Here is a 20,532-nt window from a genome sequence, read left to right as displayed (position 1 = left end):
AAGGAAATGAAAAAACGCTTTTCGTTATCTTGCCATATTTGATGTAAAGCATTCCCATTAGAAATAGTCTTGACTTCATGTGACAAATTTCTTAATTATTCGTTCTAAAAAAAAGTTTTTAAGGGTATTAAATATTTCATTTTCGTTGCAAAGGTGACAAAAAACGAGTGCTTTTGTCATGTTTTATGGGATGTTTTTCAACATAAAGGAAATAAATGAAAACTTTCGGGGGGGTCCACTCACTTATGGAAGAATGTATGATAAAGAATATACGAGGAAAGCTGCGGTTATCCGCAGTTTTTTTATTTAAACAAACATATCATGCAAGGACAGAGAGGTAAAGATATTTCTGAAAAAGGAATGCTTTACATCAAATATGGCAAGATAACGAAAAGCGTTTTTTCATTTCCTTACAACGCTTTACTTATTGTTTACATGATCAACATCCATATTTAACAATATTTCCCTAACATAATAAATGGAACACATTAAAGGAGGCATGCAAAAATGAATTTGTTTCAAAATATGAAATCAAAACTTCTGCCAATCGCCGCTGTTTCTGTCCTTACAGCTGGAATCTTTGCCGGAGCCGAACTCCAGCAAACAGAAAAGGCCAGCGCCAAAAAACAAGACAAAGCTGAGATCAGAAATGTCATTGTGATGATAGGCGACGGCATGGGGACGTCTTACATAAACGCCTACCGTTCCCTGAAAAATAACGGTGAAACACCGAATAACCCCAAATTGACTGAATTTGACCGGAATTTGACAGGCATGATGATGACGCATCCGGATGACCCTGATTATAATATTACAGATTCAGCAGCTGCCGGAACAGCATTAGCGACAGGCGTTAAGACATATAACAATGCAATTGGCGTCGATAAAAACGGGAAAAAAGTGAAATCTGTGCTTGAAGAGGCCAAACAGCAAGGCAAGTCAACAGGGCTTGTTGCAACGTCTGAAATTAACCACGCCACCCCTGCCGCATATGGGGCCCACAATAAATCTCGGAAAAACATGGACCAAATCGCCAATAGCTATATGGATGACAAAATAAAAGGCAAACAAAAAATAGACGTTTTGCTTGGCGGCGGAAAATCGTATTTTAACCGCAAGGACAGAAACTTGACAAAGGAATTCAAACAAGCCGGCTACAGCTATGTGACAACTAAAGAAGCATTGAAGAAAAATAAGGATCAGCAGGTGCTCGGGCTTTTCGCGGATGGAGGGCTTGCTAAAGCGCTTGATCGCGACAGCAAAACACCTTCTCTCAAAGACATGACGGTTTCAGCAATTGACCGCCTAAACCAAAATAAAAAAGGATTTTTCTTAATGGTCGAGGGGAGCCAGATTGACTGGGCGGCCCATGACAATGATACAGTAGGAGCCATGAGCGAGGTGAAAGACTTTGAACAGGCCTATAAAGCCGCGATTGAATTTGCGAAAAAAGATAAACATACACTTGTGATTGCAGCTGCAGACCATACAACCGGCGGCTTTACCATTGGCGCAAACGGCGAAAAGAATTGGCATGCAGAGCCGATCCTCTCCGCAAAGAAAACGCCTGAATTTATGGCCAAAAAAATCAGTGAAGGCAAACCGGTCAAAGATGTGCTCGCCCGCTATACAAATCTGAAATTTACATCAGAAGAAATCAAAAGCGTTGAAGCAGCTGTACAGGCTGACAAAAGCAAAGGGGCCTACAAAGCCATCATCAAGATTTTTAATACTCGCTCTAACAGCGGATGGACGAGTACGGATCACACCGGCGAACAAGTGCCGGTATACGCGTACGGTCCCGGAAAAGAAAAATTCCGCGGATTGATTAACAATACCGATCAGGCAAATATCATATTTAAGATTTTAAAAGCTGGAAAATAAAAAGGATGCAGAACGCTGCATCCTTTTTTTTATAAATACCTGCGGTGAACACCTTTTCCATCGTACGAAAACATGACTTCCTTATCCTCAAGCACAGACTCAATGTGCACGCTTCTTCCCCAAAGCTGGAATAAATAAGGGAGCACTTTCTCCAAGTATTTCAAATCCAGCTCTATGCCCTCATACCAATGCTTAATATAGAGTTCGTTATTTTTCATATAATCGCCGTCGTTTACCGTCAAATATGGAAAGCCGCCATTTACCCGCATGCTTACGAGCTGGTCACGCACCGACTTCCACTCTTTATCAATGATCTTATAATCTCTGCCCTGTTTTTGAAACAAATAAAGATCTTCGCGCATGACTAAGTCTTTGGTTAAATAATTGCGGATGAAAGAGATATCGGATTCAATCTCCCTGACCTCAAACATTTTCTCCCGGCCGGAGTCAGGCTGCACGCCCATTTTCTTCATTTCCTCCGTCGGGTTGTTGTACCGCTCCTCAATGTCTTCAAATATTTTCAGCCCTAAATAATAAGGGTTAATGCCTGTTTTGGACGGCTGAACGACACCTGCATTCAGCTTGGCGAACTCGATCGCTTCATCAGAGGTTAAATCAAGCTCACGTATAATTCGCTGGTGCCAATAGGAAGCCCAGCCCTCATTCATAATCTTTGTTTCCAGCTGAGGCCAGAAATAAAGCATTTCCTCCCTCATCATCGTTAATATATCACGCTGCCATGGCTCCAGCTCCCGGGAATGCTCCTCGATAAAAAGCAGGATATCTTTTTCCGGCCGCGGCGGGAACGGTTTTTTCGATTTTTTCACTTGTTTTTTCGGTTTCTTTTCATCCAAAGACCATAGATCATCGTAAGGCGTGGCTGCCTCTTCAATCTCCTCTTCCTCATCATCCACACTCCATTGGAGCTTTGGGCGGACCAACGACGGATCGATATGCTCCTGAATCGCAAGGATCGCATCTAAAAATGACTCTACTTCTTTTATCCCGTGAACCTGTTCATAGTGTTTTATCCGTTCAGCCGTTGCCGCCATGCTTTCCACCATATCGCGCTTCGTGTTTTGGAAACGGCAGTTGTTTTTGAAGAAATCGCAATGGGCAAGAACGTGAGCGACAATCAATTTATTTTGGATCAGTGAGTTGCTGTCCAGCAAAAAAGCGTAGCATGGATCTGAGTTAATGACCAGCTCATAAATCTTGCTTAATCCCAGATCATAATGCAGCTTCATTTTGTGAAACTGCTTGCCAAAGCTCCAGTGGCTGAATCTTGTCGGCATCCCGTACGCGCCAAATGTATAAATAATTTCAGCCGGGCAGATTTCATATCTCATCGGGTAGAAATCAAGGCCGAATCCTTTTGCAATTTCGGTAATTTCCTCAATTGCCCGCTGTAATTCTTTCTTCTCCTCCGCGTTCAACCGAATCCCCCCTACTTGGACTTATCTATAATGTATGAGCCCGCCAGACAAAAGATGATAGCCTCACTCTGGCAAGAAAAAAATTCCCCGGCACATTCAGTAGTTTGCTTATTGGATCAGTGGGTAAACACACACCATACTACGAAAAAAAGGAGCGATACCAATTGAATGTAGCAGACGTGCTTTCTTCTTATCTCAGTAAGCTGCCAAACGTAATTATTGCTTTACTTGTCTTATTAATCGGATGGGCTATCGCTAAAATCATTGAAAAAGCGGTATACAAAGGACTCAGCAAAACAAAAATCGATGACAAGCTCTTTGCTGGGAAAAAGCCTTCACGCTATTCCTCGGAAAAAGTCATAAGCAAGGTCGTTTATTTTATCGCATTGATCATCGTCTTTATTTTATTCTTTAACATTTTGCACCTGACAACAGTGGCATCACCATTTGTCAGTATGCTGTCGGCGATTGCAGCGGCGATCCCAAGCGTGCTGAAAGCCGGACTCATTCTGCTGTTAGGGTGGGCTGCAGCCTCTGTTTTGAGCTTCCTTGTCAAAAAAATCGGGATGAAGCTGAACACGAGTGACAAACTGCGCAAGTGGAATTTGGTGTCTGAAGGAAAAGATATTCATCAGGCTGTCAATACCGCTTCACAAATTGTCTTTTATCTCGTGCTGCTTGTTTTCCTGCCAGGGGTCTTATCTTCTTTAAAAATCAGCGGCATTTCAGGTCCTTTTACAAATATGATGGAAAGCGTGCTCGCTTTTCTGCCGAAATTATTTGCAGCGGCGCTTATCGTATTAATCGGCTGGCTTGTTGCCCGCCTTGTACGTGATATCGTTACGAATTTCCTTGCAAGCATCGGCACGGAAAGATTCGCGGCACGTATGGGTTTATCTATTTACTTAAAAGATACAAGCCTTTCTGCAGTCATCGGAACAATCGCTTATGTGCTGATTATCATTCCGGTGGTCATTTCGGCGCTGGATCAGCTGGATGTCGCCGGCATTTCAAAACCGGCTGTCTCTATGCTGAATACGATTTTAAACATGCTTCCGAACATCATGATTGCCATCGTGCTTGTTTTAGCGGGTATATGGGCAGGAAAATGGGTGAAATTCATGGTGTCCGGACTGCTCCAGCGCGCAGGCTTTGATTCTGTCTTAGGGAAAATGGGCATGGAAGCCGGAACGCCTGCAAAGCTGTCCTTGTCTCAAGTTGTCGGTTTGATTGCGCAAATCATTGTCATTCTGCTGTTTACAGCCGAGGCGCTTCAAATTGTTCGGCTGCACTTCCTCGTAGAAATTGCGACTGGCATCATCGCGTATCTGCCGAATGTCCTTGTCGCCGTATTCATTCTCGGAATCGGCCTTTACGCCGGGGAATTGGTGCGGAAAGTGCTCGCAAGCATGATAAAAGGCAAGGAATTCAAATCTTTAGCGGCCATCGCTAAATACACCATTATCGCACTTGCTTTCTTTATGGCCCTGGATCAGCTTGGTGTCGCTGCGACAATTGTCAATTCCGCGTTCATCATCGTTCTTAGCGGCTTCGCACTTGCTTTTGGTTTATCCTTCGGCCTTGGCGGAAAAGATTTTGCATCACGTTATCTGTCTACATTTGAACGCAAAATGCAAAACACCGAAATTGAAAAAAAACGCCAAAACCAAAATCCGCCAAATGACATGTAAACAAAAGAACATGCACCCAGCAGGGTGCATGTTTTTTAATTCCTTTTTTTTCATTTTTCAATCGATTATGATAAGATATAGAAAATGTCTTATTCTGAGGTCTTATTATGAAGTTAACCAATTATACAGATTATTCATTAAGAGTGTTAATTTTTCTGGCTGCAGTGCGTCCCGGAGAACTTTCAAATATAAAACAGATTGCTGAAACGTATTCTATTTCAAAAAATCATCTTATGAAAGTCATTTACAGGCTCGGCCAGCTCGGCTACGTAGAAACGATACGCGGACGAGGCGGCGGCATACGATTAGGCATGTCTCCTGAAGACATCAACATCGGTGAGGTTGTCAGAAAAACGGAGGACGATTTTAATATTGTTGAATGTTTTGATGCGAACAAGAATCTCTGCATTATTTCCCCGGTGTGCGGCTTAAAACATGTGCTTAATGAAGCGCTTTTGGCCTATCTTGCGGTTTTAGACAAATATACACTGCGCGACCTCGTCAAAAACAAAGAAGATATCATGAAGCTTTTAAAAATGAAGGAATAGATCCATGATTCCTTCATTTTTTTGTGCCCTTTTGCCCCCTTTTGTATTAAGATAATATAGCTATTTTTTAAAAAAGGCAAAACGATAAGAAAAATGTGCCGATATAAAAAAGAAACAGCAAATTCAAAATCATTGGGGGAAAAAGGAGAGCTAAGATGAAAAAGAAATTAGCAGCAGGGCTGACAGCATCTGCGATTGTCGGCACAACTTTAGCAGTGACACCAGCTGAAGCAGCAACGATTAAGGTCAAAAGCGGAGATTCTTTATGGAAACTGGCCCAAACTTACAACACAAGTGTGGCGGCCCTCACATCCGCCAATCATCTTTCGACTACTGTTCTGTCGATCGGCCAGACGCTTACCATTCCAGGCAGCAATTCCGGCACTTCATCTACTTCAAGCTCAACAACCAAGAAGAGCGGAAGTTCTGTTTACACTGTGAAAAGCGGCGATTCACTTTGGCTGATCGCAAATGAGTATAAAATGACGGTGCAGGAACTGAAAAAATTAAACGGACTAAGCAGCGATTTGATTCGTGCGGGGCAGAAATTAAAGGTGTCCGGCACAGTTTCTTCAAGCTCTAGTTCCAGTACAAAAAGCAACTCTAATAAGAGCTCAAGCTCCAGTTCAAAAAGCAGTTCTAATAAGAGCTCAAGTTCTTCATCTGCTACGGGAACATATAAGGTGCAGCTTGGAGATTCACTTTGGAAAATTGCAAACAAAGTCAATATGTCCATTGCTGAATTGAAGGTCTTGAACAACTTAAAATCAGACACCATTTACGTGAATCAGGTGTTGAAAACAAAATCAAGCGGCTCTGATACGTCTTCCAAAGACACTTCATCCAAACCGAACCAAAATTCGGCAACAACGAAATATACTGTAAAAAGCGGTGATTCACTTTGGAAAATCGCAAACAACTATAACCTGACTGTACAGCAAATCCGAAATGTCAACAATCTGAAATCAGATGTGCTTTATGTTGGACAAGTACTGAAGCTGACAGGTAAAGCATCTTCAGGCACTTCATCATCGTCGTCTTCTTCGTCAAATGCAAGCTCAGGCACGACGACTACATACACGGTGAAAAGCGGTGATTCCTTGTGGGTGATTGCTCAGAAATTTAATGTAACAGCTCAGCAGATCCGGGAGAAAAACAATTTAAAAACGGATGTCTTGCAGGTTGGCCAAAAGCTGGTCATTACCGGAAAAGCATCATCATCGTCTTCATCCGGTTCTTCAAACACCACCATCTCAACGAGCGCGAAGATTAACACAATGATTGCCGCCGCTAAAGAGCAGATTGGGGTTCCGTATCGATGGGGAGGCACGACACCATCCGGGTTTGACTGCAGCGGATTCATTTACTATGTACTGAACAAAGTCACATCCGTATCTAGATTAACGGCAGCTGGATATTGGAACACAATGAAGCCCGTCAGCCAGCCTGCTGTCGGAGATTTCGTTTTCTTTACAACATATAAAGCCGGCCCTTCCCACGTTGGAGTTTACCTAGGAAACGGGGAATTCATAAATGCCAACGATTCCGGAGTTGTCATTTCCAATATGAACAACTCTTACTGGAAACAGCGCTATCTCGGTGCAAAACGATATTTCTAAAAACAGAAGCTGTGCGGCCTTAACGGCTGTACAGTTTTTTATTAGAGCCTAAAGACGTTGATGCTGATCATATGATTTGTCACCGGGTGAAAATAGACTTCGGCCCGAACAGAAAAAGTGTCATCTTTCTGTCTGACTGTCACCCGAAAGACATCTTTCGTCTGCTGATCATTCACCTCGGTCCGCCCCATATAAGCATAGTCAGAAAATGAAGCCCCCTTGTATTCATCCTGAATTTTGCTCCAGGCAAGCTGTTCCCACTTTTGAACGGACTCGTTTGTGTCCGTTGAATGACCTTTTGCAGCCATTGACACGATGATCAACCCACAAAAAAGAAGTGCGATGGTATACGGCAGAGATTTCATATTTTCAGTCTCCTGTACCAAGAATATGTTCCCTCATAGGTTTACCAAAAGCGCTATCTTCATTCAGGCATTTTGATTTTATGTCTCCCTCATATTGCTACCCCTTTACTGCCGCAGACGGCAAGTTTTGCCCCGTCAATAACAGAGGATGCGGCATAAACTAATCATGAACTTCTCACCCAAGAAAGGAGAAGCGATTCATGGATTATGCCGATTATGATAAAGCGCTTTATTACACCCATCGTTCTCAATGGGATAATTTATTAATTTTAATGGTGCGTACAGAGGATGATTTGTTGTCAAAACGAATCGAGCATTTTCTGCATGCGTATCATTTTGAACAGGATTACGCCGTTTTAGAAAAGATGCTGTATTCCCTTCTCCGTTATATTGATCATGCCACAGAGCTGACTTATGAAGATCAACTAGCCCTGCTCACATAAACAAATCCCGGCGTTTAGACGCCGGGATTTCCTGCTTTTGCGAACATGCTGAGTTCTTCGACAAGCTCTTTTAAGCTTTCCTTAATATTTTCAGCCACTGTAGCATGTTCAACATCAATATGCACCGGATCAAGCACCAGCTGCTTCGGAATGACATTGGCGTAGAGTCCCCGCATCACAGTTCTCATATTGTTCAGTGCATTGATGCCGCCTTTTCCGCCCCCAGCCACTGCCAATAATGCAACGGGCTTATATTTGAATTGTTCGCTGCTTAGAAAATCCAAGGCATTTTTTAAAGCGCCGCTCATGCCGCTGTGATATTCAGGCGATAATAATACAATCGCATCCGCTTTCGTAACGCGTTGCTTAAGCTCCTGTACCTTCAACAGTTCAGATTGATCCGCTTCACCGTTAAAAACCGGCAATACAAACTCGCTTAGATCAATCAAATCCGTGTGATACAGAGCTGCAATATAGGATGCTGCAATTCTTGTTCTGCCATGTTTTCTAGGCGTGCCATTTATGACTAACATGTTCATTTTAAGATCTCTCCATTCAGGTTATATTTCACTGCGAAAAGCGCTGCTTGCGTGCGATCGGCCACTTCAAGTTTTGCTAAAAGATTCGATACATGGGTTTTTACTGTTTTTTCTGAAATAAACAAGGCTGCTGCGATTTCTTTATTGCTTTTCCCGTTCGCGATTTCAGTCAGAACGTCTTTTTCCCTTCTTGTTAATTGATAGTATTTTTCTTTTTCCGGGTCGTGCTGATTTTTCATATGTGTCAGCACATGGGGCATAATAGCTGAAGAAAGCTTGTATTCGCCGGCATGCACTTGCCTTAATGTTTTCACCAATTCCTCGGGCTCCGTATCCTTTAATTGATACGCCTTCGCACCTGCCTGAAGAGCCGGGATCACGTGCTCCTGATCAGAGTAGCTCGTTAGCACAATAATTTTAATCTCCGGAAATTGCTGTATTGCTTTTTTAATGGCTTGAATGCCATCCAGCTCGGGCATGGACAGATCCATTAGAACAAGATCCGGCTTTGTCTCTTCGATGACGCGGAGAGCTTCTATTCCAGTTGCGGCTTCTCCGACAACTTCAATATCATCCTGGGTGGCAAAGAAAAAACGCAGACCCTTTCTGACAACATGGTGGTCATCAGCAATGACAATTTTCATTCCGCCCCTCCTTTTTGGCTTGTTAGCGGAAGCCTGATGGACAGCTTTGTTCCCGCTCCAAGCGCTGAATCAATCCGAAACTTTGCGCCGGCTTTTTCCGCTCGTTCTTTCATGCCCTTGATGCCAAGTGAAGGCAGACCGGCATGCGCTTCATAACAAAACCCCGCCCCATGATCGATAATATCCAGCTCCGCATGGCCCAAAGCAGCAGTCAGACTGACATACGCCGTATCTGTTCCGGCATGCTTTTTGCAGTTATTTAATGCTTCCTGTACGACACGCCATAGCATATGCTCCTGTTCATCAGTCAGAACAGGACAGCCTTTTTGGGTAAACATGACCTTCAATCCAATAAGCGCGCCATAGCTTTTGATGGCTTCAGCCAGCCCTTTCTCCAACCCTCCGGGGCGAAGCTGCCAAATTAACGCTTTCATTTCCGCGAGGGCGTCCTGTGATAGGTTTTGAATGAAATCAATCATCTGCTGCAAATGCTCGTCTTTTGTTAGTGTCTTTGCAGCTTTGGCAGTTAAACTGACGGAAAACAGCATTTGATTGACAGAATCGTGAAGCTCCTGAGCGAGGCGGTTACGCTCCATTAAAAGAGCATTTTTTTGTTTATATTCGGAAAGCCTCATACGCTGGATTGCCGTTCCGATCTGAAAGGCGACAGACTCGAGTAAATGCAGCTCTTCCTCATCAAACATGGTTTTTCCGGCCGCCGCTACATTTAACAATCCGAATCTCCTGTCCCCGTCTTCTAAAGGCACAGTAGCATGATGCGTAATCCCTTCTGTGTCAAAACAATGCAGTTCTTCGGCTGATTCGATGCGTTTGCAGTTCATGATATTAGCAGCCCTTCTAAGCCCTCCGTTATTGAATTTTGTCAGGCAGTAACACTCCCCTTCGCACATCAGCACTTTTTCCTTGCGGCTTAAAGCGGGAGGCAGAAAAGCGTCGGCCGCTAACGTATAGGATCCATCTTCTTCGATCAGAAAAATCCATCCGGATTGAAGATTTGTCAGACTCAGCAATTCCTTTAAAACCTCATCTAGTGTTGCATTGATATCGTGTCCTTGATTTAAGGTTTCCGCAATCGTTTTCAGCGTTTTTAATTTTTCCATCCTCGTTTTGCTCACGTTTCTCACTCCGGCATTAATCTTGTATTTAAGATTATACCAGTTTTTTGTATTTCATTACTTCACTGATGGGATGATTTTCTTTCAGACTTTTGGATGAGAAAAAGAAAAAGCTGGATCATTTACAGTGACCCAGCTCATACTTGAATTATTTTTTCGTTGACTCAACAATTTCATCTACCGTTTTCATTACATCCTTAGAAAGGGCGGCAAGACGCTTTTCACTGTCTTCTAAAGATGACCCTTTTACGGCGAAATAGAATTTCACTTTTGGCTCTGTTCCAGAAGGACGAAGACAGAACCAAGACCCGTCTTCCAGGAAGTATTTCAGCACATTTGATTTTGGCAAGTCGATGGCTTCTTCTTTGTTTTCAGTCAGAAGCGTCCGTTTGCTTACAGCGTAATCTTCTGCTGTAACAACCTGTTTGCCGGCCATTTTCTGCGGCGGATTTTTTCTGAAGGATGCAAGAATCGCTTCAATTTGCTCTGCTCCTTGTTTTCCTTTCAGTGTCAGAGACTTCAGCCCTTCACGATAAAAACCATACTCGTTAAAGAGATTGATTAGGGCTTCATATAATGACATTCCCTGCTTTTTATAAAACGCGCAAACTTCAACTGCCAAAAGCGCGGCCTGAATGGCGTCCTTATCGCGGGCAAAATCGCCGATTAAATAACCATAGCTCTCTTCATAACCAAATTGGAAGGTATACTGGCCTGATGCTTCGTATTCCTTAATCTTTTCACCGATAAACTTAAAGCCTGTCAGCGTATCAATCGTATCAAGGCCGAATGAAGAAGCTACAGCACGGCCGATTTCGCTTGTGACAATCGTTTTGAGAACAACACCGTTATCAGGCAGGATGCCTTGTTTTTTCTTTTCAGAAAGCAGGTAATGAAGCAGCAGCGCTCCGGTTTGGTTTCCTGTCAGCACTGTATATTTGCCTTGATCGTCTTTCACCGCGATGCCGAGGCGGTCAGCATCAGGGTCTGTCGCAATGAGAATATCTGCATGCTGCTCCTCCCCAAGCTTAATGGCATATTCGAATGCCGCATGCTCTTCTGGGTTTGGCGATGCAACAGTGGAAAAGTTTGGATCAGGCAGTTCCTGTTCTTTGACAACCGTTACATTTTTGTAGCCGAGCGCTTCAAGGCCGCGTCTGACCGGTTTATTAGCAGTTCCATGCAACGGTGTGAAAACAACCTTTACATCTACTTCTTTCGATAATTCAGGATGGACAGAAATGGACGTCAGTTTTTCTGTATAAACTTTATCAATGTCTTCACCGATGATCTTGATTAAGCCTTTTTCTTTTAACGCATTTTCTTCGTCCACTGTGATTGTCAGCTCATTTTCAATTGCGTTTACCTGTTCAATGACGATGTCCGCTTCCTTCGGAGGCAGCTGGCCGCCATCATCACCGTATACTTTGTAGCCGTTATATTCAGGCGGGTTATGGCTTGCTGTTACCACAATCCCTCCATAAGCGTTTAGCTGCCTGACAGCGAATGACAGCTCTGGCGTCGGGCGAAGCTCATCAAACACGTATGTTTGGATGCCTTGTGTCGCAAGTGTTTTTGCCGCTTCCATCGCAAATTCCGGCGATTTATGGCGAGAATCATAAGCAATGACAACGCCCCGTTTTTTTGCTTCCTCACCTTGCTTCAAGATGTATGCCGCAAACCCGGCTGATGCTTTGCGCACAGTGTAAATATTCATCCGATTCGTCCCAGCGCCGATTTCTCCGCGCATTCCGCCGGTACCGAATTCAAGTTCTTTATAGAAACAGTCCTCAAGAGCCTGTTCATTCCCCTCTAATTCAGTGAGGCGCTCTTTTAATTCCGGATCTAAATGTTCTGTTTGTTTCCAGCGTTCATAGCTCTTTCTCCAAGTCATGTTCGTCCTCCTATGTATCAGCTTATGCCATTATTTTATATGAAGCGGGTGTCTCTGTCACTTGATAACCTGAGATCTGGCACTTTCGGCACGTAAAAAGAAATAACGGGCTGCAGACAGCCCGTTATGATTTATTGTTCAAGCGGCACAACCGCATCGTGTAAAAGCATGTTGAGGTTTTCTGTATGTTTGTTTTTCGTCTGCTCATCCCATTGGAATCGCTCGCTCATAAAATCAATAACGGCATCTTTATATGTTCTTACCCAATTGATATCAAAGAATAAACGTCCCGTTCTGCGGACAAAGAAGTCAGCAGGGGTTGCAGTCATCTCTTCTTCTATACTGTATTCTGCCTCAGCAAGAATATGAACCGGAATGTTGCGTTTCGCGGCCTCATCTTTCAGCGCTTCTATCCGGTCAAAGACGCGATCTACGTTAGAGCCGTATCTGATCGCCAGCTGTTTTGCGTCTTTTTCTGATAAACCGGCTGCAATTCCTTCTTTTGTTTTCGCGGTAACGAAGGACATGAGATTTTTCGAACCTCCGACGTGCCCGCCTGAGATTGGCATGTTTTTCGTTTTACACGGGCCAAAATCCTTTGCGCCTTCTTCTTTTAAGCGGTCACGCACAAGATCAACGATGTGCTCCGCCATTTTTCTGTATCCAGTCAGTTTTCCGCCGGCAATGGTGATCAAGCCTGAGTCAGATGTCCAAATCTCGTCTTTCCGTGAAATTTCAGAAGGATCTTTGCCTTCTTCATGAATCAGCGGACGCAGCCCTGCCCAGCTGGATTCGATGTCATTCGCAGTGATATTCAGTTCCGGGAACATATAATTGATTGAATTGATGACATAATCACGATCCTCCGTTGTCATCCGCGGATGCTCCAGCGCCTCTTTGTAAACAGTGTCTGTTGTTCCCACGTATGTTTTGCCTTCACGAGGAATCGCAAATACCATCCGGCCATCAGGTGTATCAAAATATACAGCCTGTTTCAGCGGAAAGACAGACTGGTCAAATACAAGGTGAATGCCTTTTGTATGCTGCAAATGCTTTCCGTTTTTCGAATGGTCTTTTTCTCTGAGCTGATCGACCCAAGGACCTGTCGCATTGACAATTTTTTTCGCATACACTTTATATTCTTTCTTTGTCAGCACATCTTCCATTAATACGCCGACGGCTTTGCCTTTTTCGTAAAGAAGCTCCTTCACTTTGGAGTAATTCACTGGCTCTGCCCCGAATTTCACCGCTTCCTTCATGACTTCGATTGTCAGTCTCGCGTCGTCAGTGCGGTATTCCACATAGTACCCGCCGCCTTTTAAGCCGTCTTTTTTCACCAAAGGCTCTTTTTGCAGCGTTTCTTTTGCTGAAAGCATGCTTCTTCGTTCTGACTTTTTCACACCTGCAAGGAAGTCATACACTCGTAACCCGATGGATGTTGTAAATGAACCGAATGTGCCGCCTTTATGAAACGGCAGCAGCATCCATTCCGGTGTAGTGACATGCGGACCGTTTTCATACACAATCGCCCGTTCTTTCCCTACCTCAGCGACCATTTTCACTTCAAATTGTTTTAAATAGCGCAAGCCGCCATGTACCAGCTTCGTTGATCGGCTTGATGTCCCCGCCGCAAAGTCCTGCATTTCGCTTAGTGCGACCTTCATACCCCTTGATGCCGCGTCAAGAGCTGTTCCCGCTCCTGTAATTCCTCCCCCGATAATAAATAGGTCATATGTTTTTTTCGTCATGTCTGTCAGCATGCGATCTCTTTCAAGACTTGAAAATTGATGTTTCATCATTACGTTTCCTCCTTGTTGTCACGGTAAATAGAAAAAGAGACCACAACAGCCAAAGTGCATGCTTACACTTTGGTGCTGTGGTCTCTCCTCGTCTCAGGACCGTTCTTATTAACTTGTAACCATTATACCATAGTATTGCATTATTTAAAAGCCATAGCTGCTTTCACGGCTTTTTGCCAGCCTTTATACAGCTCATTTCGTTTTTCTTCTTCTAATTCAGGCTCAAACCGTTTATCCAGATTCCACTGGTTCGCGATTTCAGAACGGTCCTTCCAGAATCCCACAGCGATACCTGCCAAATAAGCCGCGCCAAGTGCAGTCGTTTCATTAATTTCCGGACGCTCCACAGGAACATTCAGCAGATCTCCCTGGAACTGCATCAGGAAATTGTTTTTCACAGCTCCTCCGTCTACACGAAGCGTCTTTAATGAAATGTTTGAATCTGCTTCCATTGCGTCAAGCACATCTTTTGTCTGATAAGCCAATGACTCCAGTGTCGCACGGATAAAGTGCTCTTTTGTTGTCCCTCTTGTCAGGCCGAAAACCGAACCGCGCACATCGCTGTCCCAGTAAGGTGTTCCCAATCCGACAAATGCCGGAACAACATACACGCCGTCAGTTGAATCTACTTTTTCTGCATAAGATTCGCTTAGCGATGAATCCTGGAACATTCTCAATCCGTCTCTAAGCCACTGGATGGCAGAGCCTGCGACAAAAATGCTTCCTTCTAACGCATAGTTCACTTTTCCGTCAATGCCCCAAGCGATTGTCGTCAAAAGCCCGTGTTCGGACTTAATTGCTTTTTCCCCGGTATTCATCAGCATGAAACATCCAGTGCCGTATGTGTTTTTTCCCATGCCTTCTTCAAAGCACGCTTGGCCGAACAATGCGGACTGCTGGTCGCCTGCCGCTCCCGCAATCGGGATATTTTTTCCGAAGAAATGATAATCAACAGTCTCCGCATACACATGGGAAGACGGCTTCACTTCAGGGAGCATGGATTTCGGTATGCCTAAAATGTCGAGCAGTTCATCGTCCCATTTTAAATCGTAAATATTAAACATCAGCGTTCTGGAGGCATTGGAGTAATCGGTCACATGCGCTTTTCCGCCTGACATTTTCCAAATGAGCCATGTATCAATCGTTCCGAACAGCAGCTCGCCTTTTTCCGCTTTTTCTCTTGCGCCTTCCACATTATCTAAAATCCACTTCACCTTCGTGCCGGAGAAGTATGGATCGATTAAAAGCCCAGTTTTTTCTCTGAATTTATCATTATATCCTTTTTCACGAAGTTCCTCACAAATGCCGGACGTCTGTCTGGACTGCCAAACAATTGCATTATAGACAGGACTTCCTGTATCTTTATCCCACACAACCGTCGTCTCGCGCTGGTTCGTGATGCCGATGCCGGCAATTTGAGAAGCGCTGATTCCTGATTCAGAGATGACTGACGCGATAACCGCGAGCACAGAACCCCAAATTTCATTGGCATTATGCTCAACCCAGCCAGGATTCGGGAAGTATTGTGTAAATTCCTTTTGAGCGGAGTGAACGATTTTGCCTTCTTTATTAAACAGAATCGCTCTTGAACTTGTTGTCCCCTGATCTAAGGATAAAATGTACGTTTCCATAAGATGTCTCCCCTTTGATTAAATATATTTTGAATTTGATAATGTTTTAGCAGAATGTGATTTCGTATAGACATAGAGTCCTAACAATACCACAACCAATATAACGCTTACAATCCAGAAACTGCTCGTGATGTGCCCTTTAAATGCAGCGTTGTAAAATACGCCCCCGAACGATCCGCCTAAAATCGGGCCGACTACCGGAACCCATGCGTATTTCCAGTTTGATGAGCCCTTTCCCGGAATCGGAAGAAATGCGTGGGCGATCCGCGGACCTAAGTCACGCGCAGGATTAATGGCATAGCCGGTGGTGCCCCCTAGAGAAATACCGATCGCTACAATGAGGAAACCAACGATTAAAGGATTAAGTCCTTCTGTAAATTGATTTGCCCCAATGGCCAAGATTCCAAGCACAAGGACAAATGTCCCAATCACTTCGCTTAAAACGTTTGCAAATGTATGCGGAATGCTTGGTCCTGTTGAGAAAACACCCAGCTTGGCAGCGGGATCATCTGTTGACTTCCAATGCGGCAGGTAATGCAGATAAATAATCACCGCACCGATGATCGCTCCGATCATTTGCGCCGCAATATAAACCGGAACCTCTTTCCATGGAAAATCCCCAACAAATGCAAGCGCTATCGTTAGCGCCGGATTCAAATGGGCGCCGCTGATACCGCCTACCGCGTAAGCCGCCATGGCAACACCCAATCCCCATCCAAATACAACAACAATCCAGCCAGACTGGAATGAAAGCGATTTCTTTAAATTGACACCTGCACAAACACCTGCACCAAAAATAATAAGCAGCATCGTACCGATGACTTCTCCCCAAAATGCTGTCATAGCACATTCCTCCTAAAGTCACGATTAAAAAGCATGATAGAGAAGAAGAGAATAAAAAAACCACAACAAACCGCTTTACGGGTGCATAAACATTTGCCGTAAAGAGCTGCTGTGGTCTCCGAGTTCTCCATCACAATGTATTAACCTAGTGCAATTGTATCAGTCTATGAAAGCGGTGTCAATCACTTTCTGTCAAAAAGTTTTCATATTTTTTCCACAATTTGGTATTAGATGTTGTGACAGCTACAGCCCCCGCTTTCAATGCCTGCTCTACATCCTCTTCCGTACGGATGAAGCCGCCGGCAAAGATGGGAATCCCCGTTTTCTCCTTTATTTCCTGAATGAGTGACGGAACGATGCCGGGAAGCACTTCGATGAAGTCAGGCTTATGTTTGCCGATAAACTCCATGCTTTTCTCCATCGCGCTTGTATCAAGCAAAAACAGGCGCTGAATAGCATAAATTTTCTTCTGCTTCGCTTTGGCAATCACGTTCGATCTTGTTGAAATAATCCCAGCGGGCTTGATATCCTGACATATAAATTCCGCTCCGTATTCGTCATGCTTAATCCCTTGAATAAGATCGACGTGCACCATCATGTTCTTTCCATGCTTTTGCGCTTCTCTGATCACGCCCTTCAGCTGGCCGAGATGGATATCAAGAATAACACCGTAAGAGAATGAACTGTTCAAAAACTCATCAAATTGCTTCATATTGCGAATAGCCGGTAAGATCGGCTGGTTGTGAAAACTCATCATGTGCTCCTTTAATCAATCACTTTTATATTATATCGTTTGAAAGCTTTCTTTCACCGTTTTCACGATAAAGGAAAGGTCCTCTTCTGTCAGGCAAAATGGCGGTGCGAGCTGGATGACGTTGTTGTAGCCGGCAACTGTATCTCCGTTTTTGCCGATAATCAGCCCTTTTTCTTTGCATGCCGCAACCACTTGATTTACTTTGTCAGCATCAGCCGGCTCTTTGGTTAATTTATCTTTGACGAGTTCGATTCCGATCAGCAGCCCTTTTCCTCTGACGTCTCCGACTGCCGGGTGTTCTCTCAGAGCTTGAAGCTCACCTAAAAGCTTTGCTCCAAGATCGCGTGAGCGCTGAATCAGCTGTTCGTCCTCCATAATTTGCAGGTTTTTCAATGCCAAGGCACAGGCAGCCGGGCTTCCGCCGAACGTGTTCACGTGGCGGAAACGGTCATAAGGAACTTCTCCCTGATACGCTTCAAAAATGTCCCGTTTCACAGCAGTAGCTGACAATGGCAGGTACGCGCTTGTGATTCCCTTCGCCATCGTAATGATATCAGGCTTCACGCCGTAGTGCATAAACCCGAACGGCTCGCCTGTCCGTCCAAATCCGCAGATCACTTCATCGCAAATCAAAAGAGCTCCGTGGCGCCGGCAAATGTCCTCCACCTTCTTCATATATCCGTCAGGCGGCATTAGGATGCCTCCGCCTGTAATAATGGGCTCCATAATGACCCCGGCAATCGTTTCGCTTAATTCCCATGTCATGATGCGGTCGATTTCATTTGCGCTTTCAAGCGTATCAGCATCAACAGGATTCCGGTATATATCTGGCGGAGCTGCATGCAGGAACCCTTGGCTTAAAGGCTCGTATTTATATTTCCGCTGCGCCTGTCCGGTAGCTGAGAGCGCTCCCAATGTATTGCCGTGGTATGCCCGATATCTTGAGATGAATTTATAACGGCTGTGATCGCCATTTTGCAGATGGTACTGGCGGGCAATTTTAAAAGCAGTTTCGTTAGCTTCCGATCCGCTGTTGGAAAAAAAGATCACATAATCGCCGCCAAGCCATTCATTCAGCTTTTCCGCCAGTTCAATTGCGGGTGCGTGACTTTGCGTTAACGGGTAATAAGGCAGCTCCTTTAATTGCTCATAGGCAGCCTCCGCAAGCTCCTTTCTGCCGTAACCAATATTGACGCACCACAAACCGGACATCGCATCCAAATAGCGTCGTCCGTCTATGTCGGTTACCCAGGCCCCTTCAGCCTTCTGGGCAATCAGGCTTTCCGCTTGATGCGCTCCCTTCATGGCATGCCACACAAATTGCTCATCTTTTTGCTTTAATCCCTGATTTTGCTGAATGTTTTCCATCCCCATCATCTCCATTTCATTAGCGTACCCTAAAATGCCAATTCATTGAAACAGACCTTCTCTTTATGTGATGTCTTGGTGATGATTTCCCTGCCTTCAATATAAAGCCAGACGGGGCCAGAGTCAATAAACCTTGTGAATAATAAAACGTCCTCTTTCCTCAAGAAGAAAGAGGATGCAGCATTGTATTGATAAAGGTCGCACACGAAACGACTTGGACAGCTATTGCAATAGCCATGTGAAACCTAGCCGTTTTCTGTATGATATAGGGAATTGGAAGAAACTTCATAAAGCGCCTTCCAATATACAATTTACTTTAAAGAAAACGTATCAATTCCGCTTTTGTTTTAAAAAAACCCGCCAATTCAGGCGGGTTTCCGGATTATTTCTTATAGTGAATATGATAAATATCACGCCGCCTGTCTTTTAGCTGGCGCACTGTGCCGTTTTGGCGCTGTCTTCTGAGAATTTCCAGGTCAACATCACCGATGACGACCATTTCAATATTCGGGTTTGTTTCGCCGACAATACCGTCTCGGGCGAATTCAAAATCAGACGGGGCAAAGATGCCTGACTGGGCGTATTGGATATCCATGTTTTCCGTTTGCGGCAGGTTTCCAACCGTTCCCGAGATAACGGTATAAATTTGATTTTCAACCGCCCTAGCCTGCGAACAGTATCTGACACGCAAATAGCCTTGACGGTCTTCTGTACAAAATGGCGTAAAGATGATTTTGGCGCCTTTGTCAGCCGCAATCCGGGCAAGCTCAGGAAATTCAATGTCATAACAGATCTGGATCGCAATTTTTCCGCAGTCTGTATCAAACACGCGAACCTGGTCTCCTGCGCTGATTCCCCACCATTTGCGTTCATTCGGTGTAATATGGAGTTTATATTGCTTCTCGATCGTTCCGTCCCGTCTGAACAGGTAAGCGATATTATAAATTTTCCCTTCCTCTTCGACGAAATGAGACCCGCCGATAATGTTGACGTTATACTTCACAGCCAAATCAGTAAAAAGGCTGATGTAATCTTCTGTATACTCGGTAATTCTCTGTACCGCCAAGCTCGGTGACCTTTCTTCAAGGAAAGACATGAGCTGGGTTGTGAAAATTTCCGGGAACACCGCAAAATCAGATCTCGCGTCAGAAGCAACATCGACATAGTATTCTACTTGATTCGCAAATTCCTCAAAGGAATAAATTTTCTTCATTTCATATTGGATTACACAAATTCTCACAGGGAACGCTGACTTATAATAGCGCTTTGTCTGCTGCGGAAGATAATCGACATTATTCCATTCCATCAGCGTCGCATACTTGATCGAAGCTGTATCATCCGGGAGATAATTCGGGTTAATTCGCATAAGGGTAAAGCCGTTCATCAGCTGAAAAGAAAGGACCGGATCGTAAATTTGGTGGCGTGTCACCTGTTCAACATACTCTCTGGCCGTCATTTCCTCTGCATATTTGTGATAGTTCGGAATCCGCCCGCCTATGATGATGCTTTTTAGGTTTAAGCGTCTCGCTAAATCCTTTCTCGCCTCGTATAAACGATGGCCGATCTTCATCCGTCTGTATTTCGGATGCACCATGACCTCAATTCCGTACATATTCAAGCCGTCCGGATTATGGTTGGTGATATAACCGTCATCGGTAATGTCCTGCCACGTATGGCGGTCATCATATTCATCAAAGTTAATCAGGAGACTTGAGCAAGAACCGATAATTTCACCTTCGAATTCTGCACAAAACTGCCCCTCTGGAAAATGCTCCAAATGGCTGATTAAATGCTCTCTCTTCCAAGGCTCCATCCCCGGAAAGCAGTCCTTTTGAAGATCGATAATCTTGTCGATGTCTTTCTCTTCGATATTGCGGATAACCATTTTCTTTTCAAACCGGGTCAAATCTAATTTCTCAGACAACCTACTCGCTCCTT

Annotated in this window: 16 protein-coding genes and 1 pseudogene; 5 read left to right on the top strand and 12 right to left on the bottom strand. The window is 44.3% G+C overall.

Annotated features, from left to right (window positions below; translation table 11 throughout):
* Window positions 1–507: 507 nt before the first annotated feature.
* Window positions 508–1,884, top strand: a complete 1,377-nt coding sequence (gene phoA, locus C1T29_RS05920; RefSeq protein WP_103748960.1) for an alkaline phosphatase PhoA — start codon at window positions 508–510, stop codon at window positions 1,882–1,884.
* A 29-nt stretch (window positions 1,885–1,913) separates the two neighbouring features.
* Here the strand turns inward: phoA and spoVR are convergent, their stop codons facing one another.
* Window positions 1,914–3,320, bottom strand: a complete 1,407-nt coding sequence (spoVR, locus tag C1T29_RS05915; RefSeq protein WP_014663345.1) for a stage V sporulation protein SpoVR — start codon at window positions 3,318–3,320, stop codon at window positions 1,914–1,916.
* Between the two features lie 30 nt (window positions 3,321–3,350).
* On the opposite strand from spoVR, the pseudogene C1T29_RS05910 reads away from it, so the two are divergent.
* The 3 genes and pseudogenes from C1T29_RS05910 to lytF all read left to right on the top strand — a co-directional run bounded on the left by C1T29_RS05910 (window position 3,351) and on the right by lytF (window position 7,178).
* Window positions 3,351–5,011: pseudogene (locus C1T29_RS05910) on the top strand (mechanosensitive ion channel).
* 107 nt (window positions 5,012–5,118) lie between these two features.
* A complete protein-coding gene (gene nsrR, locus C1T29_RS05905) occupies window positions 5,119–5,559 on the top strand; it encodes a nitric oxide-sensing transcriptional repressor NsrR (protein ID WP_095432733.1) in 441 nt (146 codons plus the stop codon).
* A 155-nt stretch (window positions 5,560–5,714) separates the two neighbouring features.
* Window positions 5,715–7,178: a peptidoglycan endopeptidase LytF gene (gene lytF, locus C1T29_RS05900; protein ID WP_103748962.1), complete on the top strand. Its 1,464-nt coding sequence runs from the start codon at window positions 5,715–5,717 to the stop codon at window positions 7,176–7,178.
* A gap of 41 nt (window positions 7,179–7,219) precedes the next feature.
* Here lytF and C1T29_RS05895 read toward each other — a convergent pair whose 3' ends face one another.
* Window positions 7,220–7,543 (bottom strand): YqzG/YhdC family protein, encoded by a 324-nt coding sequence (locus C1T29_RS05895; RefSeq protein WP_014476269.1) that lies wholly within the window; start codon window positions 7,541–7,543, stop codon window positions 7,220–7,222.
* A 200-nt stretch (window positions 7,544–7,743) separates the two neighbouring features.
* Between C1T29_RS05895 and C1T29_RS05890 the strand changes: the two genes are divergently transcribed.
* Window positions 7,744–7,986, top strand: coding sequence for a YhdB family protein (locus C1T29_RS05890; protein WP_003224139.1), 243 nt, complete (start codon window positions 7,744–7,746; stop codon window positions 7,984–7,986).
* A 14-nt stretch (window positions 7,987–8,000) separates the two neighbouring features.
* Here the strand turns inward: C1T29_RS05890 and yhdA are convergent, their stop codons facing one another.
* From yhdA to C1T29_RS05840, 10 genes are all read right to left on the bottom strand, one after another.
* On the bottom strand, window positions 8,001–8,525 hold the full coding sequence (gene yhdA / locus C1T29_RS05885; RefSeq protein WP_095432735.1) for an FMN-dependent NADPH-azoreductase: 525 nt from the start codon (window positions 8,523–8,525) through the stop codon (window positions 8,001–8,003).
* Window positions 8,522–9,169 (bottom strand): two-component system response regulator YhcZ, encoded by a 648-nt coding sequence (yhcZ, locus tag C1T29_RS05880; RefSeq protein WP_095432736.1) that lies wholly within the window; start codon window positions 9,167–9,169, stop codon window positions 8,522–8,524. Before yhcZ ends, yhdA begins: the two co-directional genes overlap by 4 nt.
* Window positions 9,166–10,305, bottom strand: a complete 1,140-nt coding sequence (yhcY, locus tag C1T29_RS05875; protein ID WP_095432737.1) for a two-component system sensor histidine kinase YhcY — start codon at window positions 10,303–10,305, stop codon at window positions 9,166–9,168. The genes yhcZ and yhcY overlap by 4 nt, the downstream gene beginning before the upstream one ends.
* Window positions 10,306–10,453: 148 nt before the next feature.
* Entirely contained in the window at window positions 10,454–12,199 is a 1,746-nt protein-coding gene (gene pgcA, locus C1T29_RS05870) for a phospho-sugar mutase (protein WP_103748963.1), read from the bottom strand.
* A 131-nt stretch (window positions 12,200–12,330) separates the two neighbouring features.
* The gene (gene glpD, locus C1T29_RS05865) at window positions 12,331–13,998 is read right to left on the bottom strand and encodes a glycerol-3-phosphate dehydrogenase (protein WP_014663337.1); all 1,668 of its coding nucleotides are present in this window, start codon (window positions 13,996–13,998) and stop codon (window positions 12,331–12,333) included.
* Window positions 13,999–14,138: 140 nt separating this feature from the next.
* On the bottom strand, window positions 14,139–15,629 hold the full coding sequence (gene glpK / locus C1T29_RS05860) for a glycerol kinase GlpK (protein WP_069149265.1): 1,491 nt from the start codon (window positions 15,627–15,629) through the stop codon (window positions 14,139–14,141).
* A gap of 18 nt (window positions 15,630–15,647) precedes the next feature.
* Window positions 15,648–16,472: a glycerol uptake facilitator protein GlpF gene (glpF, locus tag C1T29_RS05855; protein ID WP_003233386.1), complete on the bottom strand. Its 825-nt coding sequence runs from the start codon at window positions 16,470–16,472 to the stop codon at window positions 15,648–15,650.
* Between the two features lie 178 nt (window positions 16,473–16,650).
* Window positions 16,651–17,229, bottom strand: a complete 579-nt coding sequence (gene glpP, locus C1T29_RS05850; RefSeq protein ID WP_014663334.1) for a glycerol uptake operon antiterminator GlpP — start codon at window positions 17,227–17,229, stop codon at window positions 16,651–16,653.
* 27 nt (window positions 17,230–17,256) lie between these two features.
* Window positions 17,257–18,609 carry an aspartate aminotransferase family protein gene (locus C1T29_RS05845; protein WP_103748964.1) on the bottom strand — a complete coding sequence of 451 codons (1,353 nt, stop codon included), beginning with the start codon at window positions 18,607–18,609 and terminating at the stop codon, window positions 17,257–17,259.
* Window positions 18,610–18,976: 367 nt separating this feature from the next.
* Window positions 18,977–20,518, bottom strand: a complete 1,542-nt coding sequence (locus C1T29_RS05840; protein ID WP_103748965.1) for a bifunctional GNAT family N-acetyltransferase/carbon-nitrogen hydrolase family protein — start codon at window positions 20,516–20,518, stop codon at window positions 18,977–18,979.
* Between the last annotated feature and the right edge of the window lie 14 nt (window positions 20,519–20,532).

The sequence above is a fragment of the Bacillus sp. MBGLi79 genome, assembly GCF_002953915.1.
The sequence above is the reverse complement of the archived record's forward strand: the minus strand, read 5'-3'. Positions and strand labels throughout refer to the sequence as shown.